The sequence below is a fragment of the Saccharopolyspora kobensis genome, assembly GCF_900108315.1.
Lineage (GTDB): Bacteria > Actinomycetota > Actinomycetes > Mycobacteriales > Pseudonocardiaceae > Saccharopolyspora > Saccharopolyspora kobensis.
In genome coordinates this window covers 130554-152521 of record NZ_FNVB01000011.1, presented here as the reverse complement: position 1 = coordinate 152521, position 21968 = coordinate 130554, and the positions used below count along the sequence as shown (strand labels likewise).

Genomic DNA, 21968 nt, shown 5'->3' with positions numbered 1-21968 from the left:
AGCAGCGAGACGTCGAAGGTGCCGCCACCGAGGTCGAAGACCAGGATGGTCTGTTCCTTCTCGCCCTTCTCCAGGCCGTAGGCCAGCGCAGCCGCGGTCGGCTCGTTGACGATGCGCAGCACGTTCAGACCGGCGATCTGACCGGCTTCCTTCGTGGCCTGCCGCTGGGCGTCCTCGAAGTAGGCCGGGACGGTGATCACCGCGTCGGTGACCTCCTCGCCCAGGTAGGCCTCGGCGTCCCGCTTGAGCTTCATCAGCACGCGGGCGCTGATCTCCTGCGAGGTGTAGGCCTTGTCGTCGATCTGCACCTTCCAGTCGGTGCCCATGTGCCGCTTGACCGACCGGATCGTGCGGTCCACGTTGGTGACGGCCTGGTTCTTCGCGGGCTGCCCGGTGAGGATCTCGCCGTTCTTCGCGAAGGCCACGATGGACGGCGTGGTCCGCGAGCCCTCGGAGTTGGCGATCACCGTCGGTTCACCGCCCTCCAGGACGGAAACGACGGAGTTGGTCGTCCCCAGGTCGATGCCGACCGCTCGCGCCATGCTGAATTCCTCCCGACTTGTGCCTGTGCGCCCAGCAGCCTCCACGGCCCTGAGCCTTGCTCACTCAAGTTCTACCCACTGCACATCAGCACCGTCAACCGGGTTGAGCGCAGCTCACTCAAGCTTTCTGCCAGAACAACGCCCGACCGTGCCTGGCGAGTTCCGCGAAGTGACGCGAACCACCCGGTCAGGAGCGCACGCTGATGCTCCCGGAGCCGCTGGACAGCGTCAGTCGCTTCGCCGCGGTCGGGTCCTGCGGAACCTGGATGTCCGCGCCGCCGCTGCCGGTGTCGGTGTCCACCCGGTACCGGTCGGCGGGCACCACCAGGTCGATGCCGCCGCTGCCGGTGGACACCTCCGCGCGCTGCGGCCCGGTGAGCTCCAGCTCGATGCTCCCGGAGCCGCTGCTCGCGACGATCTCCGCGCCGCGCAGGCCGGTGCCGGTGATGCCACCGCTGCCGGTCTCCGCCTCGACCCGCCCGCCCAGGTCGGCGAGCTCGATGCTCCCGGAGTTGCTGCGCACGTCGACCGGGCTGTCGGTGCCGCTCACCCGCACGCCCCCGGAGCTGGCGCGCACGCCCACCGGCCCGGCGATGTCCCGCAGCTCGACCGACCCGGAGCTGATCTCCGCCTGCACCGACCGCATGCCCACGACGGTCAGCCCGCCGGACCCGAGCCGGCCCTCGACCGGCACCTGCGCGGGCAGCGTGACCTCGTAGGACACGTCGCAGTTCCACCCGCAGTCGGTCTCCAGCACCAGCTCGCCGCCCTCGACGCGGTGCTCCACCTCGTCGCTGCCGCCCCAGAGCGCAGCGCCCCACCGCTCCACCTTCTGAGTGATCTCGCCGCGCCCGCCCGGCTCGTACCGGATCTCGACCGATCCGGAGCCGTCACCGAGCCGGACGCGGTCGACTCCGATCACCGGATCGGTGCGCTGCTGCGTGGTCGACAGCGGCCCCCCGAACGCCACGGCACCTCCGATCAGCACCAACGCCGCGCCGCCGATCGCGAGCCCTACCCGTGCCATGGCCAAGTCCTCTCATCCCCAGAACGCTTCGCGTCGAGGAAATTACGCACCGCGCGCAATTCCTCACATCGGGGACACCCCGGAAGCGACCCGGAGCCGCGGTCATCCGCCGGTGGGAAGCCAGCCGAAGAGGCCCGCGCAGTGGACGACGCCCTGCCGGGCGAGCAGGAAGCCGAGGAGCACAGCCAGGTGCCGTCCGCCTCCTCGCGCCTGCGCTTGTCCAGCCATCGCTGGAGCTTGGGCCGCGCCCGCGGTTCGACGCGCGGAAACCGGCGACCAGCAGCGGCGGCAGCACGAAGACGACGTCGCAGCCGGGGGAGGTCAGCTCAGGTAACCGCGGTCGTGCAGGTAGTCGACCGGCTGGACGAGGAAGCGGAGCATCGGTTCGAGGTCGTCGGCGGTGGGCGGTTCGTCGGCGATGAGGCCCTGCATGAGGATTCCGTCGATCGCCGCGAACAGGGACCGGACCACCGGCTCGTCGCCGCCGCGGCCATCGTTGACGTACCCGGAGGCCGCCTCGATCCAGCGGCGCGCGGCCGGGCGCAGCGCCGGGCGGCGGGCCGCCAGCAGGTACAGCTCGTACTCGCCGAGAGTGCGTTCGCGGTGGTCGCGCAGCAGCCCGGCCAGGTTCTCGGCGATGGCCCGGGGCCAGTCGGTGCGCTCGTTGACGCGCTCGCGCAGCACGTCCAGCTGCTCGATGAGCCCTTCGCAGCCCTCCAGCAGCCCGGCCACCAGCAGATCGTCGATGCCGTCGAAGTAGTAGGCGATGGAGGCGGGCGGGACGCCGGCCTCGCGCGCGATGTTGCGGTGGCTGACCGCTCCGACCCCTTCGCGGGCGACCACCCGCAGCGCCGCGTCGATGATCGCGCGGCGGCGGCGCTCGCCCTTGAGCCGGCGACCGTCGGTCTCCTCCTCCGGGGTGCGACGCGGCTGGGTCAATGCGCACCTCCGAGCTCCAGCGCGAGGACGCCGCCGATGATGAGCGCGACCCCGGCGATCTGCACCGCGGTGATCGACTCGCCGAGGAACACCGCGCCGATGATCGCCACCAGCGCGACGCCGGCCCCGGCCCAGATCGCGTAGGCGACGCTGACCGGCACCCCGAGCTTGAGCACCGAGGCCAGCGCGGTGAAGGCGATCAGGTAGCCGATCACCACCAGGACCGAGGGGACGGGCTTGCTGAACCCCTCGGACAACTTCAACGAGACGGTGGCGAGCACCTCGCTGAGGATCGCCACCGCCAGCACCAGGTAGGCCACACCCATCTCCCTTCGAAAACCTGAACGATCGCCCAACTTTGTGAGCACGACGATGCCCCCGCGGAACGGGGGCACCCGGCTCAGTCCTCGGAGCGCTCGGACTTCCCGCCGCTGCCGAAGACCAGGTCGCTGAGGATCACCGCGGCCCAGATGCCCAGCGGGATCATCGGCCAGAAGAACGTCGCCCCACCGGAGGCGATCGAGGTCACCAGCCAGATCCCGACCAGGATGACCGCGGTCCCGCCCCAGTCCCGCCACTCCTTGATCTGCTTGCGCTTGCGCTTCTCGCGCTTGGCGACCTGCTTCGACGGCTTCGGCGGCGCCAGCTCGGGCAGATCCGAGGTCAGCGGCGCGAGTTCGCCGTAGGTGGTCGCCGCGAACGCCTGCTGCAGCCGCTCGTCGTACTCGGCGAGGGTGAGCCGCCCTTCGTCCAGCGCCGCCCGCAGCCGCTGCGCCACGGCCTCCCGGTCGGCGTCCGACGCGCGCATCGCCCCGCTGTCCGCCCCAGTCATCGCACCCCCTGGACCGTTCGGCGTGACCGAACGAACCGTTCAACCGATCAAATACGTGGCGAAAATCGCACCCGGCCCGGATTCTGCTCCGAGCGACGTCCGGCGCGCGTGCTCCGCGACGAAATCGCAACCCCCGCCCCAGCCGCCAGCAGGAACAACTCGGACAACCCCAGTCGCGGCGCCGACGCCACGGGATCAGCCTACCGGATAAAGCTGTACGAGTGCACAACTAGTTTTTCTCCCGGCGGTCTCGCAGAATCACCGACTGTTACCGACCTGCGCACGGCCCCTGTAGTTACCGATGGGTAACAGGGCGTACGCTGCCCGAACGGACAACCCCCTCGAAACAGGAGGCCGCGAGCATGGGTGCTGTTCAGATCACGCTTGGCGCGATCTCGGTCGCGCTCGGCGTCGTCGCGTGGAGCATGTTCGCCATGACCATCGCCCGGTTCGTGCGGATCATCCGCCTCGGGCAACCGGACGGCACTCGCAACGGCCCGGTGATGGCCCGGCTGGCGACCCTGGTCAAGGAGTTCGCCGCGCACACCCGGATGAACAAGTTCCGCAACGTCGGCTTCTGGCACTGGCTGGTGATGTGGGGCTTCCTGCTCGGCTCGCTGGCGGTGTTCGAGGCCTACGGCGAGGTGTTCGTCCCGACGTGGGGCTTCCCGATCGTCAGCGATCTGGCGATCTACGGCCTGCTGATGGAGCTGCTCGGCATCGGCACCGTGGTGGGCATCGTGGTGCTGATCGTGATCCGGCAGCGCAACCACCCGCGCCGCGCCGACCGCGTCTCGCGCTTCCAGGGCTCCAACTTCGCCTGGGCCTACTTCATCGAGGCGGTCGTGCTGATCGAGGGCATCGGCATCCTCGGGGTGCGGGCGGCGAAGTCCGCGCTGGGTGTGCACCCGATGCCGTTGTGGTCGGAGTTCGTCTCGGGTCCGCTGGGCATGCTGTTGCCTGCCAGCGAGAACCTGGTGTCGGTGTTCGCGTTCATCAAGCTGATGAGCGCGACGGTGTGGCTGGTCGTGGTGGCCCGCACGATGACGATGGGCATCGCGTGGCACCGGTTCTCGGCGTTCTTCAACATCTACTTCAAGCGCGAGGCCGACGGCGATGTCGCGCTGGGCGCGGTCAAGCCGATGATGTCGGGCGGCAAGCCGCTGGACTTCGAGGAGGCCGACCCGGACACCGACGTGTTCGGCGCCGGCAAGGTCGAGGACTTCTCGTGGAAGGGCTGGCTGGACTTCACCACCTGCACCGAGTGCGGTCGCTGCCAGTCGCAGTGCCCGGCGTGGAACACCGGCAAGCCGCTGTCGCCGAAGCTGCTGATCACCTCGCTGCGCGACCACGCCTACGCCAAGGCCCCGTACCTGCTGGCCGGTGGCAGCAAGGACATGGCCGGTGACGAGGTCGGCATCACCGGCGACGACGCCGAGGCCAAGCTGGCCAAGATCGACGTGCTGGCGCTGGCCGAGGCCGAGCGCCCGCTGGTCGGCGGCCCGGACGAGATGGGTGTCATCGACCCGGAGGTGCTGTGGGCGTGCACCTCCTGCGGTGCGTGCGTGGAGCAGTGCCCGGTGGACATCGAGCACGTCGACCACATCGTGGACATGCGCCGCTACCAGGTGATGATCGAGTCGAACTTCCCGACCGAGCTGGGCGGGATGTTCAAGAACCTGGAGAACAAGGGCAACCCGTGGGGCCAGAACGCCAAGGACCGCCTCGCCTGGACCGAGGGCCTGGACTTCGAGGTGCCGGTCTTCGACGGTGAGCTGGCCGAGGACGTGGAGTACCTGTTCTGGGTGGGTTGTGCGGGTGCGTTCGAGGACCGCGCGAAGAAGACCACCCAGGCGGTGGCCGAGCTGCTGCACATGGCCGGGGTGAAGTACACGGTGCTGGGCCCGGAGGAGACCTGCACCGGTGACCCGGCGCGGCGCGCGGGCAACGAGTTCATCTTCCAGATGCTGGCCCAGCAGAACGTCGAGGTGCTCAACTCGGTGTTCGAGGGTCGTGAGCCGGGCAAGCGCAAGATCGTCGCGACCTGTGCGCACTGCTTCAACTCGCTGGCCAACGAGTACTCGCAGCTGGGCGGGAACTTCGAGGTCGTGCACCACACCCAGCTGCTGAACAAGCTGGTCCGCGAGAAGCGCCTGACCCCGGTGGCGCCGGTGGCCGAGGACGTGACCTACCACGACCCCTGCTACCTGGGCCGTCACAACAAGGTCTACACCCCGCCGCGCGACCTGGTCGGCGCCTCCGGTGCGACGTTCCGGGAGATGCCCCGGCACGCCGACCGCTCGATGTGCTGCGGTGCCGGTGGCGCGCGGATGTGGATGGAAGAGCGCATCGGCAAGCGCATCAACGTCGAGCGCGTCGACGAAGCCCTCGGCACGGCGCCGTCGAAGATCGCCACCGGCTGCCCGTTCTGCAAGGTGATGCTCTCCGACGGCCTCACCGCCCGCCAGAGCGAGAAGGTCGCCTCCGAATCGGTCGAGGTCGTCGACGTGGCGCAGCTGCTCCTGTCGGCGGTGAAGCGCGGAGACAAGAAGGACTCCGAAGACACCGCGACGACCGGCAGCTGACGGATCAATCGCTAGGACCCCTCCAGGCCTTCCTGGAGGGGGCCTTCGCGTTTCTGGAGCATCGCGTTGAGCTGGGCTTCCGTCGCGCGCGTGTCGGGGTGGTCCTCGCCCAGCGCTCGACGCGACAGCGCCAGCAACGTGCGCAGCTGAGAGAGCGCTTCATCGGTCTTGCCGCGTTCCCGCAGCACGTTCGTCAGGTTGAACCGCACGGCCAGGCTCATGGGGTGTTCAGCACCCAGTCTCTGCTCCGCGATCGCCAGCGCCGCCCGGAGCTCGTCTTCCGCACCCGCCAGATCGCCCCGCTCTCGCAGAACAGCAGCCAGGTTGTGCCGCGTGGGCACCACGTCGGGCCCTTCCGCATCGTTCAGGACTTCGAGCAGCGCGCGGTACTCCGCCTCCGCTGCCACCAGATCACCCTGCTCCCGCAGCACTCCGGCCAAGGTGTGCCGCGTGGTCAGGGTGTCGGGGTGGTGCTCCGCTTCCATAACCGATTCCGCGATCTCCAGCACTGCGCGGAGTTCCGCCTCCGCACCCACCAGATCACCCTGGTTCTTCAGCACGCTCGCCAGGTTGTGACGCACTCCCAAGGTGTCGCCGTGCTCGGGCCCCAGCACCCGGGTCGACGACTCCAACGCGATGCGCAGCTCGTCCTCCGCCGCGGCGAAATCCCCCTTGGCCTCCAGAACGCCCGCCAGGTGGCTCCGCGTGATCACAGTTCCTCGGTGGTCCGGGCCCAGCACCTCGCTCCGGAGTCGGAGAACCGCCCGGACCTCGGCCTCGGCCTCCGGCCACCGGAGCAGCTCTTGAAGCACCCCGGCCAGGTTGTCCCGCGCGCTCAGGGTGCCCGGGTGCTCCGCCCCGAGGATCTCGGTCGCCGTCTCGACCACTGCGCGGAACTCGGCCTCGGCCGCCACCAGGTCTCCCTGGTACCGCAGGACGACCGCCAGGTTGTTCCGCGCGCCAAGCACGTCCGCGTCCACCGCACCGAGAATCCGCACCGCTTCGGCCAGCACGGACCGGTACTCGGCTTCCGCCGCAGTCAGCTCACCCCGATCGCGGAGCATGCCCGCGAGATCGTTGCGCATGCTCAAGACGGGGCGCAGCACCGCATCCGGTGCTCCGACCTTCGCCAGCGCATGGCGCACCAGATCGATCCCCTGCCTGGTCAAGCGTGCTCCGTTGCAGAACCTCGATGCCCGGGCGCACGTCTCCGCGATCGTGATCAGCCGCTCCTCGTCATCATCGACGGCGACGTCGGAAACAGCCGCGCAATGCGGCAGCAGGGCCCGCCAACGAGGCCACTCGGCCGGATCGGTGGGATCGGCCTCCGAGGTCGCGATGCCGAGGAGCGCGACGAAGAGGATCAGGTAGTCGTCGCGCTCGTCGGAGTCGCCCTGGTGGCGGTTCGTCTCGCGGACGACGGGATGCAGGGACAAGCCCGAACCGTCCAGATCGACCAAGCCGACCTCGGTCAGCGCCTTGACGGCCAAGCCCGCCTTCATCGCGTCCAAGCCCTCGAACACCGGTAGCCCGGCCATGATGTCCGCCCGGAGCAGCTCCAGCGAAACCGGCGCGGCCGCGAAGTGCGACACCATCCGCAGCAGGGGCCGCGCCATCGGGTGCCCACGTTCGGCGAGCAGGTCCAGCGACAGTTCCCAGGTGCGGAGCAACGTCTCGCGCTCCGCCGAGGGTTCCGGCAGCTCCGTCACCTCCGCCCAGCGGTCGTCGAGCGCGGCCCGGTATTCGGCGAAGTCCACCGGCAGGTCCATGCCCGGCAGGACCGGCAGGGCGGCGATGGCGGCGAGGTACCGCCCGGCGAGATGGAGAGCGAGCGGCAGGCCGCCCAGCCGCAGTGCCAGCTCGCGGGCCTGCTCCTCCGCGCCCGCATCGGGCGCGCGGTCGAGCAGCATCCGCGCGCCGTCCGCTGCCGACAGCGTCGCGACCGCGTGCAGGCGCGCGAAACCGCCCCAGGCCTGCGGATTCCCGTCCCGGCTGGTGATCAGCACACCGCCGGCATCGCCAGGCGGGCGCAGCCACCCGGTCCGCTCGGCGATCGGTCGTCCGGCTCCTAGGACGCTCGCGTCATCGGCGTTGTCCAGCACCAGCAACCATCGATGCACACACCGATTCAGCTGCTGCCACAACAGATCCGGAGCGAGACCGCGCCCGTCCCACGCCTCGCGCACAGCTTCCGGACTCGCACCCGCGCGCAGCGCGACCTCGCGCAATCCTTCCTGCAGGCGCGCTTCCGACGACGCATCGACCCACCAGGTCTCCACGCCGAGCTCCGCCGTCACCCGTTGCGCCACCGTCGTCTTGCCGTAACCGCCCGCGCCGTGCAGGACTGCGCAGTTCTGGCCGCTGTTCAGCTCTTCGACCAACTCGGCCACAAGACGGTCGCGGCCGCGAACGTCGTACGTCAGCGTTGGTGTGGTCAGCGATCCCAGGCCCGGCCCGACGCCGCCGGGGTGAATGTGCACGTCGCCGTGGATCTGACCAGCGAGCACCGCCGAGCCGACGTTGCCACTCAGCACGTTGCGAACGGTCGGTTCCTGCATCGCACCCCCATGCGGTCCCGGGCAGGTTATCCAAGCCCTCGCATCGATCGCAGCCGTCAACGTTGGTTCAGCGAGGCTTGGGAAAAGCCAGGTCCGCAGCGCGCGCCTCGCGCAGGACAGCCTCGGCCTCCGCCCGCTTCCCCTGATCCAGCAGCACATTCGCGAGTTGGTCGCGCACTGTACGGACATGGACGTGATCAGCGCCCAAAACCTCGTCCGCCGCCGTAAGAACCGCGCGCAACTCCGATTCCGCTTGCTCCAGAGCGCCTCGGGCCGATAGCACCCCGGCGAGGTTGGCCCGGGTGATCAGAATCCGTGGATGGTTGTCCTCCAAAGTGTTGAGAGCCCAGTCCAGCACCTTGCGGAATTCGGCCTCCGCCAACGCCGACTCGCCCAGATCACTCAGCACGCTTGCCAGATCGCTCCGAGTGGTCATGGTGTGGATGTGCTCTGCGCCGAGGACCTGACCCCGCAGTTCTAGGACCGCCTGGTACTCCGCTTTGGCCTCCGCCAGCCGACCACAGAATCGCAGTGCCCCGGCAAGGTGGTGCCGTGCAGTCAGCGTTGCGGTGCTCTCCGCACCGAGTGCCTCAGCTGCTAACTCGGCCACCGCGCGAAATTCAGATTCCGCTCGTTCGTACTCTCCACGGTCCTGCAACACCGCAGCTATGTTGTTTCGCACTCCCAGTAAGTTGGCGTAATTCTCCCCGAAGATCGCAGGTGCGGACTCCCACACCGCACGAAATTCCACTTCGGCCTCGTTCAGTTCACCTCGGCTGAGCAGCAGCACAGCCAAGTTGTTACGAATGTTCAAGAGGTGGTGGAGCGCCTCGACTTCAGTGTCCGGGAGATAGGACAACGCGGTTCGGGCCAGGTCAATGCCTTGTAGTGCGAGACCTGCGGTGGAGCAAAACCTGGTTGCGCGCTCGCACGTCCAGGCCATCATGGAGGCCATTCTCGCCCGCAGCACGACAGGAAGATCGAGCATTGCTGTGCAATGCGGCAGCAGAATACGCCAGCGGGGCCAGGTTGCCGGGTCAGTCTCTTCGACGTTGGCGGCCATCTCCGCAAGAAGCGCAACCGAATGCGCCATGTAGTTTCCACGTTCTAGCGGAGACCCGACATAGCGGTTCGTCTCGCGCACGACCGGGTGCAAGCGCAGGACCGGCACCGGTTTTTCCGGGCCGTGCAGGCTGTCGGAACTCAGGAGGCCCACACCGGCCAGCGCCTTGATCGCCGCGGCCAGGTGGACTGCGGTGATCTCGGCGAAAACCGGGGCTTTGGCCAGGATGTCGGTGCGGAGAACCTCCAGCGGAATCGGCGCGTCGGCGAAGTGGGACAGCAGGCGGAGCAGCGGGCGAGCGGTCGGATAGCCGCGCTCAGCGAGCAGGTCCAGGGACAGTTCCCAGGTGCGGTGCAGCGTCTCGCGTTCTGTCAGCGGGTATGGCGTCTCCAGGAGTTCGGTCACCTCCGGCCAGCGGTCGTCGAGCGCGGTTCGGTAGCTGTCGAAATCCACCGGCAGATCGAGGCCCGGCACCTGCGGCATCGTTGCGACGACCGCCAAGTACTGGCCCGCCAGGTGCAGTGCGAGCGGGAGTCCGGCCAGGCGTCGTGCGAGATCACCGGCGCTTTCGGCGGAACCGGCATCGGGCGCGCGGTCGAGCAGCATCTGGGCGCCGTCGGCGACCGACAGCGTCTCGATCGCGTGCAGGCGGGCAAGACCGCCCCACGACTGCGGGTTTCCATCGCGGCTCGTGATCAGCACGCTGCCGGTGCTGGCCCGCAGCCAGCCCGTTCGCTCGGCAATCGGTCGTCCGGCGCCGAGAACGCGCACGTCGTCGGCGTTGTCCAGCACCAGCAACCACCGGAACTCGACCTGCGCGAGCTGCCGCCACAGCAGATCCGGCGCGTGACCGCGCCCCTCCCACGCCTCGTGCACCTCCTGCGGGCTCGCGCCCGCGCGCAGCGCGACCTCGCGCAGGCCGTCGTGCAGGCTCCGCTCCGACGACGCGTCGACCCACCACGCCTCCGCGCCGAGTTCCGCCGCCACCTGCTGCGCCACGGTCGTCTTGCCGTACCCGCCCGCGCCGTGCAGGACGCAGCTCCGCCCGGCTCGCAGCTCCTCGACCACCTCCGCCACCAGCTCGCCGCGACCGCGCACGTCGTGCGTCAGCGCTGGTGGGGCCAGTGATCCCAGTCCCGGACCGGTGCTCGGGAGGACGTTGAAGTTCACGTCGCCGTGGATGTCCCCGGCCTGGACCGACGCGCCGATGTTGCCGCTCAGCACGTTGTGAACCGGTTCCGGCATGTCACCCCCACGAGATCGAACCCAGCGTATCCAACCGCACACATCGAGTTGCCGTTTCCGGCGTCATATGCCCGCGGCGAGGCCGTCCCGGTATCGACCGGCACCGGATGCGGAGGACAGATGGCCGAGACGCCCGAGCTCAGCGACGCCGAATTGGTCGAGCTGGTTCGTTCCGGCGAGAAGGGCGCCTACGGGCAGCTCTACCAGCGGCACGTGCGCGCCGCCTACAAGACGGCGCGGCAGCTCTCGCGTTCCGACGCCGAGACCGACGATCTCGTGTCCGAGGCGTTCGCCAACGTCCTCTGCAGCCTGACCAGCGGCGGCGGGCCCACCAGCGCGTTCCGCGCGTACCTGCTGACGACGTTGCGCAACCTCGCCTACGACCGCTCGCGGACCGCCCGGAAGGTGCAGCTGGTGGAGGACGTCCAGAGCGTGGCGGTGCACGACCCCATCGATCCCGTCGAGGACTCGGCGGTGGACGCGGCGGAGCGGACGTTCGCGGCGAAGGCCTTCGCCCGGCTGCCGGCGAACTGGCAGAAGGTGCTCTGGCACACCGAGATCAAGGGCCGCACGCCCGCCGAAGCGGCCCCGCTGCTCGGCCTCCGCCCGAACGCGGTGTCCGCGCTGTCCTACCGGGCGCGCGAGGGCCTGCGCCGGGAGTACCTGAACGCGCACCTGGCCGAGGCCTCCGACCCGCGCTGCCGAACGGTGATCGACCGCCTGGGCGGCTGGGCCCGGAACGCGCTGTCCAAGCGCGACGAGCAGATCGTGGAATCCCACCTGCGCAACTGCGCGCGGTGCCGAGCGCTGGCCAACGAGGTGGCCGAGGTCAACAGCGGCATCCGGGCGATCATCGAACCGCTCGTCCTGGACGACGACCCCGACCTCCCCCGCCGCCCGTTCACCGGACGCAACATCCCGCCCTGGCTCCTCCTCCTGCTCAGCGCCCTGGTCCTGGCCATATCGATGGCCTTCGCCTGGTCCAACCCGACATCCCCCAGCAGCCAGCACGCCCGCCCCCTGAGCCAGGCAGGCGATGGTCGAGTGGTGGAAACAGGTTCAGCCGTCCCTGCCCCGTGAGTGTTTTGGGGCGCTATGGCACCCCAAAACACTCACGGGACCATCGTCGTCACAGCGACGCGAAGAACTCCCGGACGTCGCGGACGTAGAGGTCGGGCTGCTCCATCGCCGGGAAGGTGCCGCCGCGGTCGTACTCCGTCCAGCGGACGATGTTGTTGATGCGCTCCGCGAACGGGCGGACCGGGGCCAGGACGTCCTTCGGGAACACCGCGACGCCGTGCGGGACGGTGCCGTCGGTCAGCTGCTCGATGACGCCTTCCTCCTCCGCCTTGCCGGAGTTGTCCGGCGTCTCCACGAAGGACCGCGCCGCCGAGCCTGCCGTGTTGGTCAGCCAGTAGAGCATCACCGTGGTGAGGATGCGGTCGCGGTCGATCGCGTCCTCCGGCGTGTCCGCGCAGTCGGTCCACTCCTTGAGCACGCCGACGATCCAGCCCAGCAGCCCCACCGGGGAATCCGCCAGCGAGTAGGCCAGCGACTGCGGTTTGGTCGACTGGATGAGCTTGTAGCCGTAGAGCTCGTCGGTGTAGCGCTGCCACCGGGCCATCCGCGCGTGGTCGGCGTCGGTCAGCTTCGCGAACTCGTCCGGGTCGCCGGACGGGAAGGTGATCATCCCGTTGGTGTGCAGCCCGACCACCCGTTCCGGCTCGTTGATCGCCAGCGTGCGGGAGATCCACGTGCCCCAGTCGCCGCCCTGCAGGCCGTACCGCGCGTAGCCGAGGCGGCTCATCAGCTCCGCCCAAGCCCGCGCGACCCGCTCGGCGCCCCATCCGACCGAGGCCGTCGGCCCGGACGGCCCGTATCCCGGCAGGGATGGGATGACCAGGTGGAACCCGGCCTCGGTGAGCGGCTCGACGACGTCCAGGTACTCCGCGACCGAACTCGGCCAGCCGTGCGTGATGAGCAGCGGCAGCGCGTCCGGCCGCGGCGAGCGGACGTGCAGGAAGTGGATGTTCGCGCCGTCGATCTCGGTGGTGTGCTGCGGGAAGGCGTTCAGCCGTGCTTCCTGCGCGCGCCAGTCGTAGCCGTCGCGCCAGTACTCCGCCAGCTCGCGGAGGTAGCCCAGCGGCGGGCCGTAGCTCCAGCCCAGCCCCGGGACCTCCTCGGCCCAGCGGGTCCGGGCCAGGCGTTCCCGCAGGTCGTCGAGGTCGTGCTGGGGGACGTCGAGGTGGAACGGGGTGATGTCGCGAGAGGCCATGCACACTCCTTCGTACGTTGTACGGTATCTAATACGCACGAAGGCTCCGCGTTGTTCCCGGGACCGGGAAAATTCTTGAAACTCAGACCTGCAGTGCCGTCGTTCCGCAGCGCAGCCGCGCGGTCGGCCGGTGGGCCGGAGAGGTCGGCATCCGAGCGGTCACCCGCTCCACCCCGGGGTTCGGCAGCCGCTGCGGCGGCAGGTCCCCGCAGTTGGGCCAGTGCTCGAAGTGCCACCACTCGTTGTCGTAGGTGCGGAAGAGGTCGTAGCGCGCACCGTGCTCCTCCAGCCATCGCGCGCCCTCCCGCGGCCGGACGTCCATCGCGATGCCCTGGACGTGGCTGGAGGCTTCCGGCGGCAGCACGAGCAGCCGGGCCGCCGTCGGCGAGCCCACCCGCCGCACCTCCTCGTCGAACATCCGCCGCTGGATCAGCGGGTCGCGGAACCCGGAGGTGAGCCCGATGAGCTGGCCGTGCCGCCAGAAGGCGTCGGTCCGCGCCGCGACGAACGCAGCTCTGGCCCGCTCGTCGAGACCGCTGAGGTCTTCGGCGGGGAAGCGCAGCCGCAGGGCCCACGAACATGCCAGTTCGAGTGCGCGCCCGGGGCGGCGGACGAACGCCACCGGCAGCACCAGGACACCGATCAGCAGGGCCGCCACCACGTACACCCGGTCCCGGGCCCGCAGCGGCGCAACACGTGGTTCGCTCATGCCATCAACGTTCGCGGCCCGATGTCCGCGCCCCGCGATGCGAATGTCACAGCCCTGCGACAAAGCGAGGGCGGCCCCGGCACCGGGACCGCCCTCGCCGACGAAAACCGGGCTCAGCTGCCCATCTCCTCCAGGGAACGCCCCTTGGTCTCCTTCAGGTACTTCACCACGAACACCACCGAGACCAGCGCGAACGCGGCGTAGATGAAGTAGGTGACCGGCAGGTTCCAGTCCCGCATGCTCGGGAAGCTCACCGTCACCAGCCAGTTGGCGATCCAGTTCGTCGCGGTGCCCATCGCCAGCGCGGCGGCGCGGATGCGCACCGGGAACATCTCGCCCAGCAGCACCCACATCACCACGCCCCACGAGGCGGCGAAGAACAGCACGAACGCGCTCGCCGAGATCAGCGCCACCACACCCCACTGGAACGGCAGCTTCGCGTCCTCGCCGACGACCTCGGCGAAGCTGAACGCCCACCCGGTCACGGCCAGCGACGCGGCCATGCCCACCGAGCCGATCACCAGCAGCGGCTTGCGGCCGATCTTGTCCACCAGCGCGATGGCCACGAAGGTGCCGACGATGTTCACGATCGACGTGAACAGGCTCAGCAGCAGGGAACTGCTCTCGTCGATGCCGACCGAGTGCCACAGCGACGACGAGTAGTAGAAGATCACGTTGATGCCGACGAACTGCTGCAGCGCGGCGATGGCCATGCCGACCCACACGATCGGCAGCAGGCCGAGCCGACCGCGCAGATCGCTCAACCGCGGCTTGCGCTCGCCGCCGAGCGCGGCCTTGATCTGGGCGACCTTCTCCGCCGGATCACCGGACTCGACCCGCGCCAGCACCTCGCGCGCCTTGTCGAGCTTGCCCGCGGCCACCAGGTAGCGCGGCGATTCGGGGATCGTCGAGGCCACCACCAGGTAGATCACCGCGGGCACCGCGGCCGCCCCGAGCATCCACTGCCAGGCCTGCAGCGGTCCGAGCATCCCGGACGCGCTGCCGCCGGCGGCCTGCGCCAGGGCGTAGTTGACCAGCTGCGAGATCGCGATCCCGAGCACGATCGCCAGCTGCTGCAGCGAACCCAGCCTGCCGCGGTAGGCGGCGGGCGCCACTTCCGCGATGTAGGCGGGTGCGATCACCGAGGCGATGCCGATGGCGACACCGCCGACGACCCGCCAGATCGCCAGGTCCCAGATCGCGAACGGCACGGCCGACCCGACGGCGCTGACGATGAACAGGATCGCGGCCAGCTGCATGACCCGGATCCGGCCGATCCGGTCGGCCAGCCCGCCGGCCACCCCGGCACCGACGGCCGAACCCAGCAGCGCGGAGGACACCGTCAACCCGGTCAGCGCGGACCCGACGTTGAAGTGCTTCTGGATGGCGTCGACACCGCCGTTGATCACCGACGTGTCGTAGCCGAAGAGGAATCCGCCGAGCGCGGCGGCGCCGGCGATCATCACGACGTGCCCGAGCTGCTCGGCAGCGCCCGAGGCACGCGACTGCATAGCGGACATCGAGAACTCCTGCCGCCCGCACGTCGACCGCTCCGTTGCGAATCGTTCCAGAACGCCGGGCGCAGGGGATCGTAAGTTCTGAACCCGCCACTTGCTTATTCGATTCAGGGTGAAGTAGCTCACCGTCACCGAAAGCCCAGCGCAACCGGCACGCTACGCCGCATCCAGCGAAAACATGATCACCCGCGGTGGCGGAGCGTCACCGCTTGGTCTCGGCGCGTTTGAAGTTCAGGTAGGCCCGCGACGGCGTCGGCCCCCGCTGCCCCTGGTACCGCGAACCGGCCTCCTTCGACCCGTACGGGAAGTCGGCGGGGCTCGACAGCCGGAACAGGCACAGCTGCCCGATCTTCATCCCCGGCCACAACGTGATCGGCAGGTTCGCCACGTTGGACAGCTCCAGGGTGATGTGCCCGGTGAACCCGGGGTCGATGAACCCCGCGGTGGAGTGCGTCAGCAGCCCGAGCCGCCCCAGCGACGACTTGCCCTCCAACCGGCCGGCCAGGTCGTCCGGCAGCCGCACGCCCTCGAACGTCGCCCCGAGCACGAACTCGCCCGGGTGCAGCACGAACGGATCGTCGTCCGGCGTCTCCACCAGCGAAGTCAGCTCGTCCTGCTGCTTCGACGGATCGATGTGGGTGTACCGGGTGTTGTCGAAGACCCGGAAGAAGCGGTCCAGCCGCACGTCGATGCTCGACGGCTGGATCATGGCGGCGTCGAACGGATCGAGTTCGAGGCGGCCCTCGTCGAGCTCTTTGCGCAGGTCCCGGTCACTCAGCAACACGCCCACAGCGTATCGGCAACCCGATGATGATCTACGCGCCCCACCGTGTTAAGCTGGCGCAGCCTCGAACGCGAGGTAACGCGGATGTAGTTCAATGGTAGAACATCAGCTTCCCAAGCTGAGAACGCGGGTTCGATTCCCGTCATCCGCTCGGAGCTGGGAGCCGTGTGTTTGCGGAGAGCGCAAACCGCGGCTCCTTCGCCATTTCATTGGGGGGTCGAACCCCCCAAGCCCCCCACGGTGCGGGGGTCGCCTTTCGAGCGCTCCTTGCTATGGGTGCCGTACCCGGCCTGAGTTGGTGGCAGCCTTTCATCACTTCAGAGCTGATCTCCTCGGACGCGCGGATGGCGGTGCAGGTTCGGCTGTGCTTGTGCCAGTCTCACGCTGATCATTTGCTGCAAGCCTCTTGAGAAGGACAGTGCAGGCGTGGGGTCTCCGGGGTCGAGCAACAGCGCATCGGGTGCTGAGAACGTTGTCCAGGCGCAGAACGTGCACGGGGACGTGCACATTCACGGCCCGGCCGGTTCATCGGCTTCACGTGCAGTGCCGCGTCAATTGCCCGCGACAGTGCGGCACTTCATCAACCGCACCGTCGAACAAGACGCGCTGACCACTCTGCTCAAGGGCACTGGAAGCGACCACACCGTTCTGGTGTCGACCATCGACGGGCTCGCTGGGGTGGGCAAGTCAACGCTGGTGGTGCAGTGGGCCCACCAGGTGCGGGAGCAGTTCCCCGACGGGGAGCTGTACGTCAACCTGCGAGGCTTCGACCCAGCCGCCGAGCCGATGGCACCGGCGGAGGCATTGGCAGGCTTTCTCACCGCCTTGGGCGTGGCCCCGGAGGCGGTGCCGGCCACTGAAGAGGCCCGAGCGGCGCAGTTCCGCACGCTGGTGCACGGGCGACGACTCCTGCTCGTCCTGGACAACGCTCGTGATGCCGAGCAGGTACTGCCGCTGCTCCCAGGCTCGCCCGGATGCCTGGTCATCGTGACCAGCCGCCAACGACTGGACGGCCTGGTCGCCCACCACGGTGCACAACGACTCGCGCTGACCACGCTCACCCGGGACGAAGGCCGCCAGCTGCTGGCGCGCTATCTCGGCTCCGAACGTCTGGCCGAGGCACCGGAGGATGTCGAAGCACTACTGGAACACTGCGCCGGACTGCCGCTAGCACTGACGCTCGTCGCCGTACAGGCCGCCGCCGAACCGGACCTACCGCTGGAAGAACTCGCGGCCGAACTCCGCGACGAGCGCGATCGACTCGACGCCCTCGACGTGGGAGGACGTACCGGCATCCGAGCGGTGTTCTCCTGGTCCTACCGCACGCTCTCGCCAGAGGCCGCGCGGCTGTTCCGCTTGCTTGGACTGCCCACTTCGCCGGACATTAGTTTGCGGGCGGCTGCCGCTCTCGCCGGAGAGGACCAACGCCGCGTTCGCCGAACACTGGCCGAACTCTGCCGAGCCCACCTGCTTACACGACGTGCGGGAGACCGCTACGTCTTCCACGACCTACTACGTGCATACGCGCGCGAACGTGTGCACACCGACGACACCGACGAAAACCGCACCACAGCACTACAACGCCTACTCGACCACTACCTCTACACCACCTACGCCGCCAATCAACGACTTGCACCCGTTCGCGTCCTGCCCAAACTTGACTACACCGATGAACGCCTGTGTCATGACTTTGACACCAATGACGAAGCACTTGCGTGGTGGGATGCTGAACACGCGAGCGTGCTGGCCACCATCCGGCTGGCGGTAACGTTCCGACTGCCCCGCGGCCCCTGGCTCGCACACGCCGCCACCTATCCCTTCAAACTGCGTGGGCAAATAGACGAACTCAAGGCCAGCAGCGCGGAGGGACTCAAAGGTGCACAGGAAATCGGAGACCGCTCAGCACAGGCACGCCTGCTAATTGACCTCAGCACAGCACACATCTTCCGCCGGGAACCTGATGCAGCAATCCGCTACCAGCGGTCAGCCGCCGAGCTATTCGCCAGACTAGGCGAACGCGGCTGGGTAGCCAACACCCGCACCGTGATTGCAAGGATCTTTCTGGATCTGGGACGCCACGCGGACGCGGCGGCCTCCGCGCGACAAGCACTGCAAATCGAGGACGAACCTGATATCAAGGTCTTCGACCCAGGCTATGCCGACGCGGTTCTCGGACTCGCACTGGCTCACCTCGGCGACTTCACTAGAGCTTTTGGGCATTTGCAACACGCCCTCGAAATAAGCTCCGACCAGTTTTTGCGGGGATACACATTGACCAATCTCGCATCCGCACACCTCCTTGCAGGAAACACTGACAACGCCGTCCATACCTACCGCCAGGCAGTTGAGCACCGTCGAGCAATCGGCCACCGACTAGGCGAGGCGACAAGCCTGAATAAACTCGGCGAAGCCCTGCATGCCAGCGGTGACGCGGAAGGAGCGCGAGAAGCCTGGCAAGCATCACTAGCAATTCTCGACGCGCTCCGGCACCCCGATGCCGAACCCGTACGCACCCACCTCAACATCCTGGACGCCAGTACTTCGGAGCCATACTCTTCTGGCTAGCGCACTCTGGAAATTTTTTGCCAGCTACAGCAAAAGTCTTAGCAACATGTCGCGGCCAAAAATGCCCGAAACCGACGCGGTTTTCCTTTCTCTCTTATGTTCAGGGCTCTCTCGGCCTGCTCAGCGCCAGGTCCCTCAGACTCGTGACTCCAGGGTTACCGCTGTCTTCCTCAGCTCCGCTGCGATGTTGTCCCAGTCTGGGCCGTGGAGGTGGAGGCTTTCTGCTGCTTCTCGCATCAGCGCCGCGTCGTTGGGGCGTTGGAGTAGGGCTAGGCGGTAGGACAGGTTTCGGATCCAGACCGGGAGGTTGCCGTCGACCAGGTTCGGGGATAGTTCGTGGAGCATTGCCAGGATCGCGTCCGCTTCTGCGAAGGTCAGTTCTTCTACGAAGTGGTGCTCTCGGTGGTCGCTGTTGCACTGCGGGATGGACCGGTACTCGTCGCCGTAGAGGCAGCGGGCGTGCTCGGTCAGGGTGCTGTGCATGCGGCCGAGCCTACTGGGGCGTGATCCGCTGGCTCGGTCGTTGCCGGGTCAGGTTGCGGGGTTCGTGCTTCGCTGGCGGAAGACGATCGTTCTTTGGGCCAGGAAGTTGAATGTTGTTGCTATTGCTTGGGAGATCGCCCAGGCGAGGGTTATCTGCCAGGGGCCTTCCGGGAGGAGGCGGAGCGCCAGGGCGTTCACTCCTGCTACCAGCGCGAAGGTCAGGGCCAGGACCGCTGTTAGGGCCACTACTTCTCTCGTGCTCCTGCTGGAGGTGAAGGTCCAACGGCGGTTCACCAGGTAGACCGCTGTGCTGCCGATCGTGAAGCTGAGGATTCTGGCCGGTTCCGGCCAGGTTCCGAGGGCGAGGATCAGGGTCAGGCTGCCGTAGTCGACCGCTGCGCCGCCGATTCCCACCAGGCCGAAGCGGAACGCTTGGGTGAAGAAGCCTTGGTTCGTTCGGGGTTCTGCGTCCGGGTTCGCGTTCAAGCGTCCTCCAGGGCAGCCGTTTCGTGCCTCGGGCGAGTGTGAACGTATCGGAGTGGTCTTCGCGGGGCTGGCGAGGCCTGTTACCGGCTAGTAGGTTCGGGGCGGGTTCGGCGTTGCGGAGGTTTCATGGGTCGGCAGGCGGGTTCCGGGCAGTTGGCCGCTCGGGCGTTGGTCGCCCTGCTGGGCGGGGCAGGGGTGATGCACTTCGCCGCTCCCGAGGTCTTCGATCCGATCGTTCCCCGGGCTCTGCCTGGGCGCGCTCGCACCTGGACCTACCTGTCCGGGGCCGCCGAGGTCGGGTGCGCCGGTCTCGTTGCGGCGCCTCGGACCCGGCGGGTCGGCGGGCGGCTCGCCGCGTTGTTGTTCGTCGCCGTCTTCCCCGCCAACGTCAAGATGGCCTGGGACTGGCGGACGCAGTCGATGCCGCAGCGAACTGTTGCCTGCGCGCGGGTCCCGCTCCAGATTCCGCTCGTCTTGTGGGCGCTGCGGGTCGCGCGGCAGGGCGACGGTCGCTGAGGGCTTTCGCGCGAAACGCGGATCAGCTCCGTTTCCGCTGGTCAGGGTCCGTGAGTGGTTTGAGGGGCTATAGCACCACAAAACGCTCACGGGCTGCCACCTGCGGAAAGTGGGTCAGGGCAGCGGATTTCGGGAGGCGGAGCTACTCGCCGGACTGGGCTGTTGCTTGTTCGGTGATGATGTCGAGGTGGCCCAGGTGGCGGGCGTATTCCTGGACGAGGTGGAAGAGGACTCGTTCCAGGGTTGCCGGTTCTGCGCCCTTCCAGCGGGGGCCTGGTTGGCCCACCTCCGACAGGTCCGTGGTTTCGATGACGCCGGTGGTGTGGCGGCCTTGGGTGCGCAGGGCTTCCAGGAGGGATTCGCGGGTTTCTGCTGGGTCGACGTGCCAGCGGTCGTCTTTCCAGTCGCCCCAGGGCTTTTCGACCGGGCGGCCTTGGAAGCCCCATTCGATCCAGCGGAGTTCCACGAAGGTCAGGTGCTTCACCAGCTCCAGGGGCGTCCAGCCGGACGGGACTCGGCTGGTGCGCAGTTCCGGCTCGGGGAGTTCGGTGATCTTGTCGATCACTCGGGAGCGGAAGAAGTCGAGGTAGCCGGTGAAGACCTCGTTGCGGGAGGCCGCGGGTTTCGTCGGTTCCGGGAAGGGCCGCACGTCAGCTCCTCGGGGTCACAGCAGGCGGGTGCCGTTGGGGACCGGGTGGTCGAAGCCGGCCAGGACCACGTTGCCGTTCTCGTCGTGGGCACCGGTCACCAGGACCTCCGACTTCACTCCCGCGATCCGCTTCGGGGCGAAGTTGCAGACGCACAACACCTGGCGGCCGCGCAGGTCCTCCGGTGCGTAGTGGTCGGTGATCTGCGCGCTGGAGGTCCGGACGCCGAGGTCACCGAGGTCGACCTTCAGCACGTACGCGGGTTTGCGGGCCTTCTCGTTCGGTGCCGCGTCCACGATCGTTCCCACCCGCAGCTCGACCTTCTCGAAGTCGGCCCACTCGATCTCCGGCATCGGTCACCTTCCCGCGTTGATCACCCGGCGGCAGCCTACGCGGCGAGGTCAGAGCAGGTACTCGCAGTCCTTGCAGCGGCTGACCGCCACGAGCCCGGGGACCGCGCCGCCCGTCGCCCCGATCGACTCGCCGTTGCCGAGCTTCTCCCAGGCGCGCGGAACGCCCCGGATCTCCGCCCAGCGGGAGAAATCCGGGTCGTCGCCCTTGTGCTGGCATCCCGGGACGTGCGCCACGCCCTTCGGGCTGATCAGGATCAGGTCCGGCTGCGGGCTCCGCTTGGGGCGGCTGCTGTGCGCGCACTGGCCCAGCGGGAGGTCGCACAGCTCGCATCGGGGTTCGCTCGGCATGGCCGCCATGCTTCCAAACGGGGCGCCGCGGCCGGGCCTGATCGCGCGAGATCAGAGGTCGAAGAGGACGCCGGTCTCGTTCTGCATGGCGCAGGTGTTGGGGTAGCTCTTGGTGTAGCTGACGACGTCGCCGCGCCACTTGCCTTCGAGCTTCGCCGTCACCGGCAGGTATTCCAGGGTGCAGGCGCGGGCCAGGTTCACCCGCATCTGGCGGAAGTCGCCCTGCACCAGTTCGAGGTCGGTGCAGGCCTTCTGCGCGAACTTGTGCGCACCGCCCGCCGGGTGGCATTCCAGCAGCGTCGTGCGCTGCACCGAGGAGCCCTCGGTGTTCAGCGAGAGGTGCAGCACGCTGGGGAGCTCGCCCTGCGCCGGTGCCGTCGTCGCGGAGGTCACCGCGGCTCCGGCGATCAGGGCGGTGGCCAGCAGCACGCGGCGGATCTGCTTCAGCAACACTATTCCTTCACAGGTCGGGAGTGCGGAGATGCGGGCGCTGG

At 68.2% G+C, this 21968-nt stretch carries 22 protein-coding genes and 1 tRNA gene; 5 read left to right on the top strand and 18 right to left on the bottom strand.

What is annotated here, in order from left to right:
• The 6 genes from C4T78_RS31930 to C4T78_RS31910 form a co-directional block, all read right to left on the bottom strand.
• A partial coding sequence (locus tag C4T78_RS31930; protein ID WP_177247513.1) for an Hsp70 family protein occupies nucleotides 1-542 on the bottom strand: 542 nt, incomplete at its 3' end.
• A gap of 187 nt (nucleotides 543-729) precedes the next feature.
• Nucleotides 730-1569: a DUF4097 family beta strand repeat-containing protein gene (locus tag C4T78_RS31925; RefSeq protein ID WP_093350210.1), complete on the bottom strand. Its 840-nt coding sequence runs from the start codon at nucleotides 1567-1569 to the stop codon at nucleotides 730-732.
• Between the two features lie 102 nt (nucleotides 1570-1671).
• Nucleotides 1672-1797 carry a hypothetical protein gene (locus tag C4T78_RS37205; RefSeq protein ID WP_258958389.1) on the bottom strand — a complete coding sequence of 42 codons (126 nt, stop codon included), beginning with the start codon at nucleotides 1795-1797 and terminating at the stop codon, nucleotides 1672-1674.
• Nucleotides 1798-1890: 93 nt separating this feature from the next.
• Nucleotides 1891-2508 (bottom strand): TetR/AcrR family transcriptional regulator, encoded by a 618-nt coding sequence (locus C4T78_RS31920; protein ID WP_093350212.1) that lies wholly within the window; start codon nucleotides 2506-2508, stop codon nucleotides 1891-1893.
• On the bottom strand, nucleotides 2505-2828 hold the full coding sequence (locus tag C4T78_RS31915; RefSeq protein WP_093351093.1) for a DMT family transporter: 324 nt from the start codon (nucleotides 2826-2828) through the stop codon (nucleotides 2505-2507). The genes C4T78_RS31920 and C4T78_RS31915 overlap by 4 nt, the downstream gene beginning before the upstream one ends.
• Before the next feature lie 80 nt (nucleotides 2829-2908).
• Nucleotides 2909-3340 carry a DUF1707 SHOCT-like domain-containing protein gene (locus C4T78_RS31910; protein WP_093350215.1) on the bottom strand — a complete coding sequence of 144 codons (432 nt, stop codon included), beginning with the start codon at nucleotides 3338-3340 and terminating at the stop codon, nucleotides 2909-2911.
• Nucleotides 3341-3702: 362 nt separating this feature from the next.
• Between C4T78_RS31910 and C4T78_RS31905 the strand changes: the two genes are divergently transcribed.
• Entirely contained in the window at nucleotides 3703-5925 is a 2223-nt protein-coding gene (locus C4T78_RS31905) for a (Fe-S)-binding protein (protein WP_093350218.1), read from the top strand.
• A gap of 11 nt (nucleotides 5926-5936) precedes the next feature.
• On the opposite strand, the gene fxsT is transcribed toward C4T78_RS31905, so the two are convergent.
• A complete protein-coding gene (gene fxsT, locus C4T78_RS31900; RefSeq protein ID WP_177247514.1) occupies nucleotides 5937-8459 on the bottom strand; it encodes an FxSxx-COOH system tetratricopeptide repeat protein in 2523 nt (840 codons plus the stop codon).
• Nucleotides 8460-8550: 91 nt separating this feature from the next.
• Nucleotides 8551-10791 carry a tetratricopeptide repeat protein gene (locus C4T78_RS31895; protein ID WP_093350224.1) on the bottom strand — a complete coding sequence of 747 codons (2241 nt, stop codon included), beginning with the start codon at nucleotides 10789-10791 and terminating at the stop codon, nucleotides 8551-8553.
• 120 nt (nucleotides 10792-10911) lie between these two features.
• On the opposite strand from C4T78_RS31895, the gene C4T78_RS31890 reads away from it, so the two are divergent.
• Nucleotides 10912-11871: a sigma-70 family RNA polymerase sigma factor gene (locus C4T78_RS31890; protein ID WP_093350227.1), complete on the top strand. Its 960-nt coding sequence runs from the start codon at nucleotides 10912-10914 to the stop codon at nucleotides 11869-11871.
• A 49-nt stretch (nucleotides 11872-11920) separates the two neighbouring features.
• On the opposite strand, the gene C4T78_RS31885 is transcribed toward C4T78_RS31890, so the two are convergent.
• The 4 genes from C4T78_RS31885 to dcd all read right to left on the bottom strand — a co-directional run bounded on the left by C4T78_RS31885 (nucleotide 11921) and on the right by dcd (nucleotide 16076).
• Nucleotides 11921-13066, bottom strand: coding sequence for an epoxide hydrolase family protein (locus C4T78_RS31885; protein ID WP_093350230.1), 1146 nt, complete (start codon nucleotides 13064-13066; stop codon nucleotides 11921-11923).
• A gap of 82 nt (nucleotides 13067-13148) precedes the next feature.
• Nucleotides 13149-13775, bottom strand: a complete 627-nt coding sequence (gene vanY-N, locus C4T78_RS31880; RefSeq protein WP_093350233.1) for a D,D-peptidase/D,D-carboxypeptidase VanY-N — start codon at nucleotides 13773-13775, stop codon at nucleotides 13149-13151.
• 113 nt (nucleotides 13776-13888) lie between these two features.
• Entirely contained in the window at nucleotides 13889-15295 is a 1407-nt protein-coding gene (locus C4T78_RS31875) for a sugar porter family MFS transporter (RefSeq protein ID WP_093350237.1), read from the bottom strand.
• A gap of 199 nt (nucleotides 15296-15494) precedes the next feature.
• Entirely contained in the window at nucleotides 15495-16076 is a 582-nt protein-coding gene (gene dcd / locus C4T78_RS31870; protein ID WP_093151334.1) for a dCTP deaminase, read from the bottom strand.
• An 80-nt stretch (nucleotides 16077-16156) separates the two neighbouring features.
• Here dcd and C4T78_RS31865 point away from each other — a divergent pair.
• Together C4T78_RS31865 and C4T78_RS31860 are read left to right on the top strand one after the other, a co-directional pair.
• Nucleotides 16157-16227: transfer RNA gene (locus C4T78_RS31865), tRNA-Gly, on the top strand.
• Nucleotides 16228-16565: 338 nt separating this feature from the next.
• The gene (locus C4T78_RS31860) at nucleotides 16566-18641 is read left to right on the top strand and encodes an ATP-binding protein (RefSeq protein ID WP_143185770.1); all 2076 of its coding nucleotides are present in this window, start codon (nucleotides 16566-16568) and stop codon (nucleotides 18639-18641) included.
• Between the two features lie 135 nt (nucleotides 18642-18776).
• Here C4T78_RS31860 and C4T78_RS31855 read toward each other — a convergent pair whose 3' ends face one another.
• Nucleotides 18777-19124, bottom strand: coding sequence for a hypothetical protein (locus tag C4T78_RS31855; RefSeq protein ID WP_093350241.1), 348 nt, complete (start codon nucleotides 19122-19124; stop codon nucleotides 18777-18779).
• 48 nt (nucleotides 19125-19172) lie between these two features.
• Nucleotides 19173-19610, bottom strand: coding sequence for a GtrA family protein (locus tag C4T78_RS31850; RefSeq protein WP_093350244.1), 438 nt, complete (start codon nucleotides 19608-19610; stop codon nucleotides 19173-19175).
• Nucleotides 19611-19736: 126 nt separating this feature from the next.
• On the opposite strand from C4T78_RS31850, the gene C4T78_RS31845 reads away from it, so the two are divergent.
• Nucleotides 19737-20126: a DoxX family protein gene (locus C4T78_RS31845; protein ID WP_093350250.1), complete on the top strand. Its 390-nt coding sequence runs from the start codon at nucleotides 19737-19739 to the stop codon at nucleotides 20124-20126.
• Nucleotides 20127-20268: 142 nt separating this feature from the next.
• On the opposite strand, the gene C4T78_RS31840 is transcribed toward C4T78_RS31845, so the two are convergent.
• Genes C4T78_RS31840 through C4T78_RS31825 form a run of 4 tightly spaced genes read right to left on the bottom strand, consistent with a single transcriptional unit; the run spans nucleotide 20269 to nucleotide 21924 of the window.
• The gene (locus tag C4T78_RS31840) at nucleotides 20269-20775 is read right to left on the bottom strand and encodes a DinB family protein (protein ID WP_093350253.1); all 507 of its coding nucleotides are present in this window, start codon (nucleotides 20773-20775) and stop codon (nucleotides 20269-20271) included.
• Between the two features lie 15 nt (nucleotides 20776-20790).
• Nucleotides 20791-21126: a tRNA-binding protein gene (locus C4T78_RS31835; RefSeq protein WP_093350255.1), complete on the bottom strand. Its 336-nt coding sequence runs from the start codon at nucleotides 21124-21126 to the stop codon at nucleotides 20791-20793.
• A gap of 48 nt (nucleotides 21127-21174) precedes the next feature.
• Nucleotides 21175-21474 (bottom strand): hypothetical protein, encoded by a 300-nt coding sequence (locus C4T78_RS31830; RefSeq protein WP_103908183.1) that lies wholly within the window; start codon nucleotides 21472-21474, stop codon nucleotides 21175-21177.
• A gap of 51 nt (nucleotides 21475-21525) precedes the next feature.
• On the bottom strand, nucleotides 21526-21924 hold the full coding sequence (locus C4T78_RS31825; RefSeq protein ID WP_177247515.1) for an SSI family serine proteinase inhibitor: 399 nt from the start codon (nucleotides 21922-21924) through the stop codon (nucleotides 21526-21528).
• Between the last annotated feature and the right edge of the window lie 44 nt (nucleotides 21925-21968).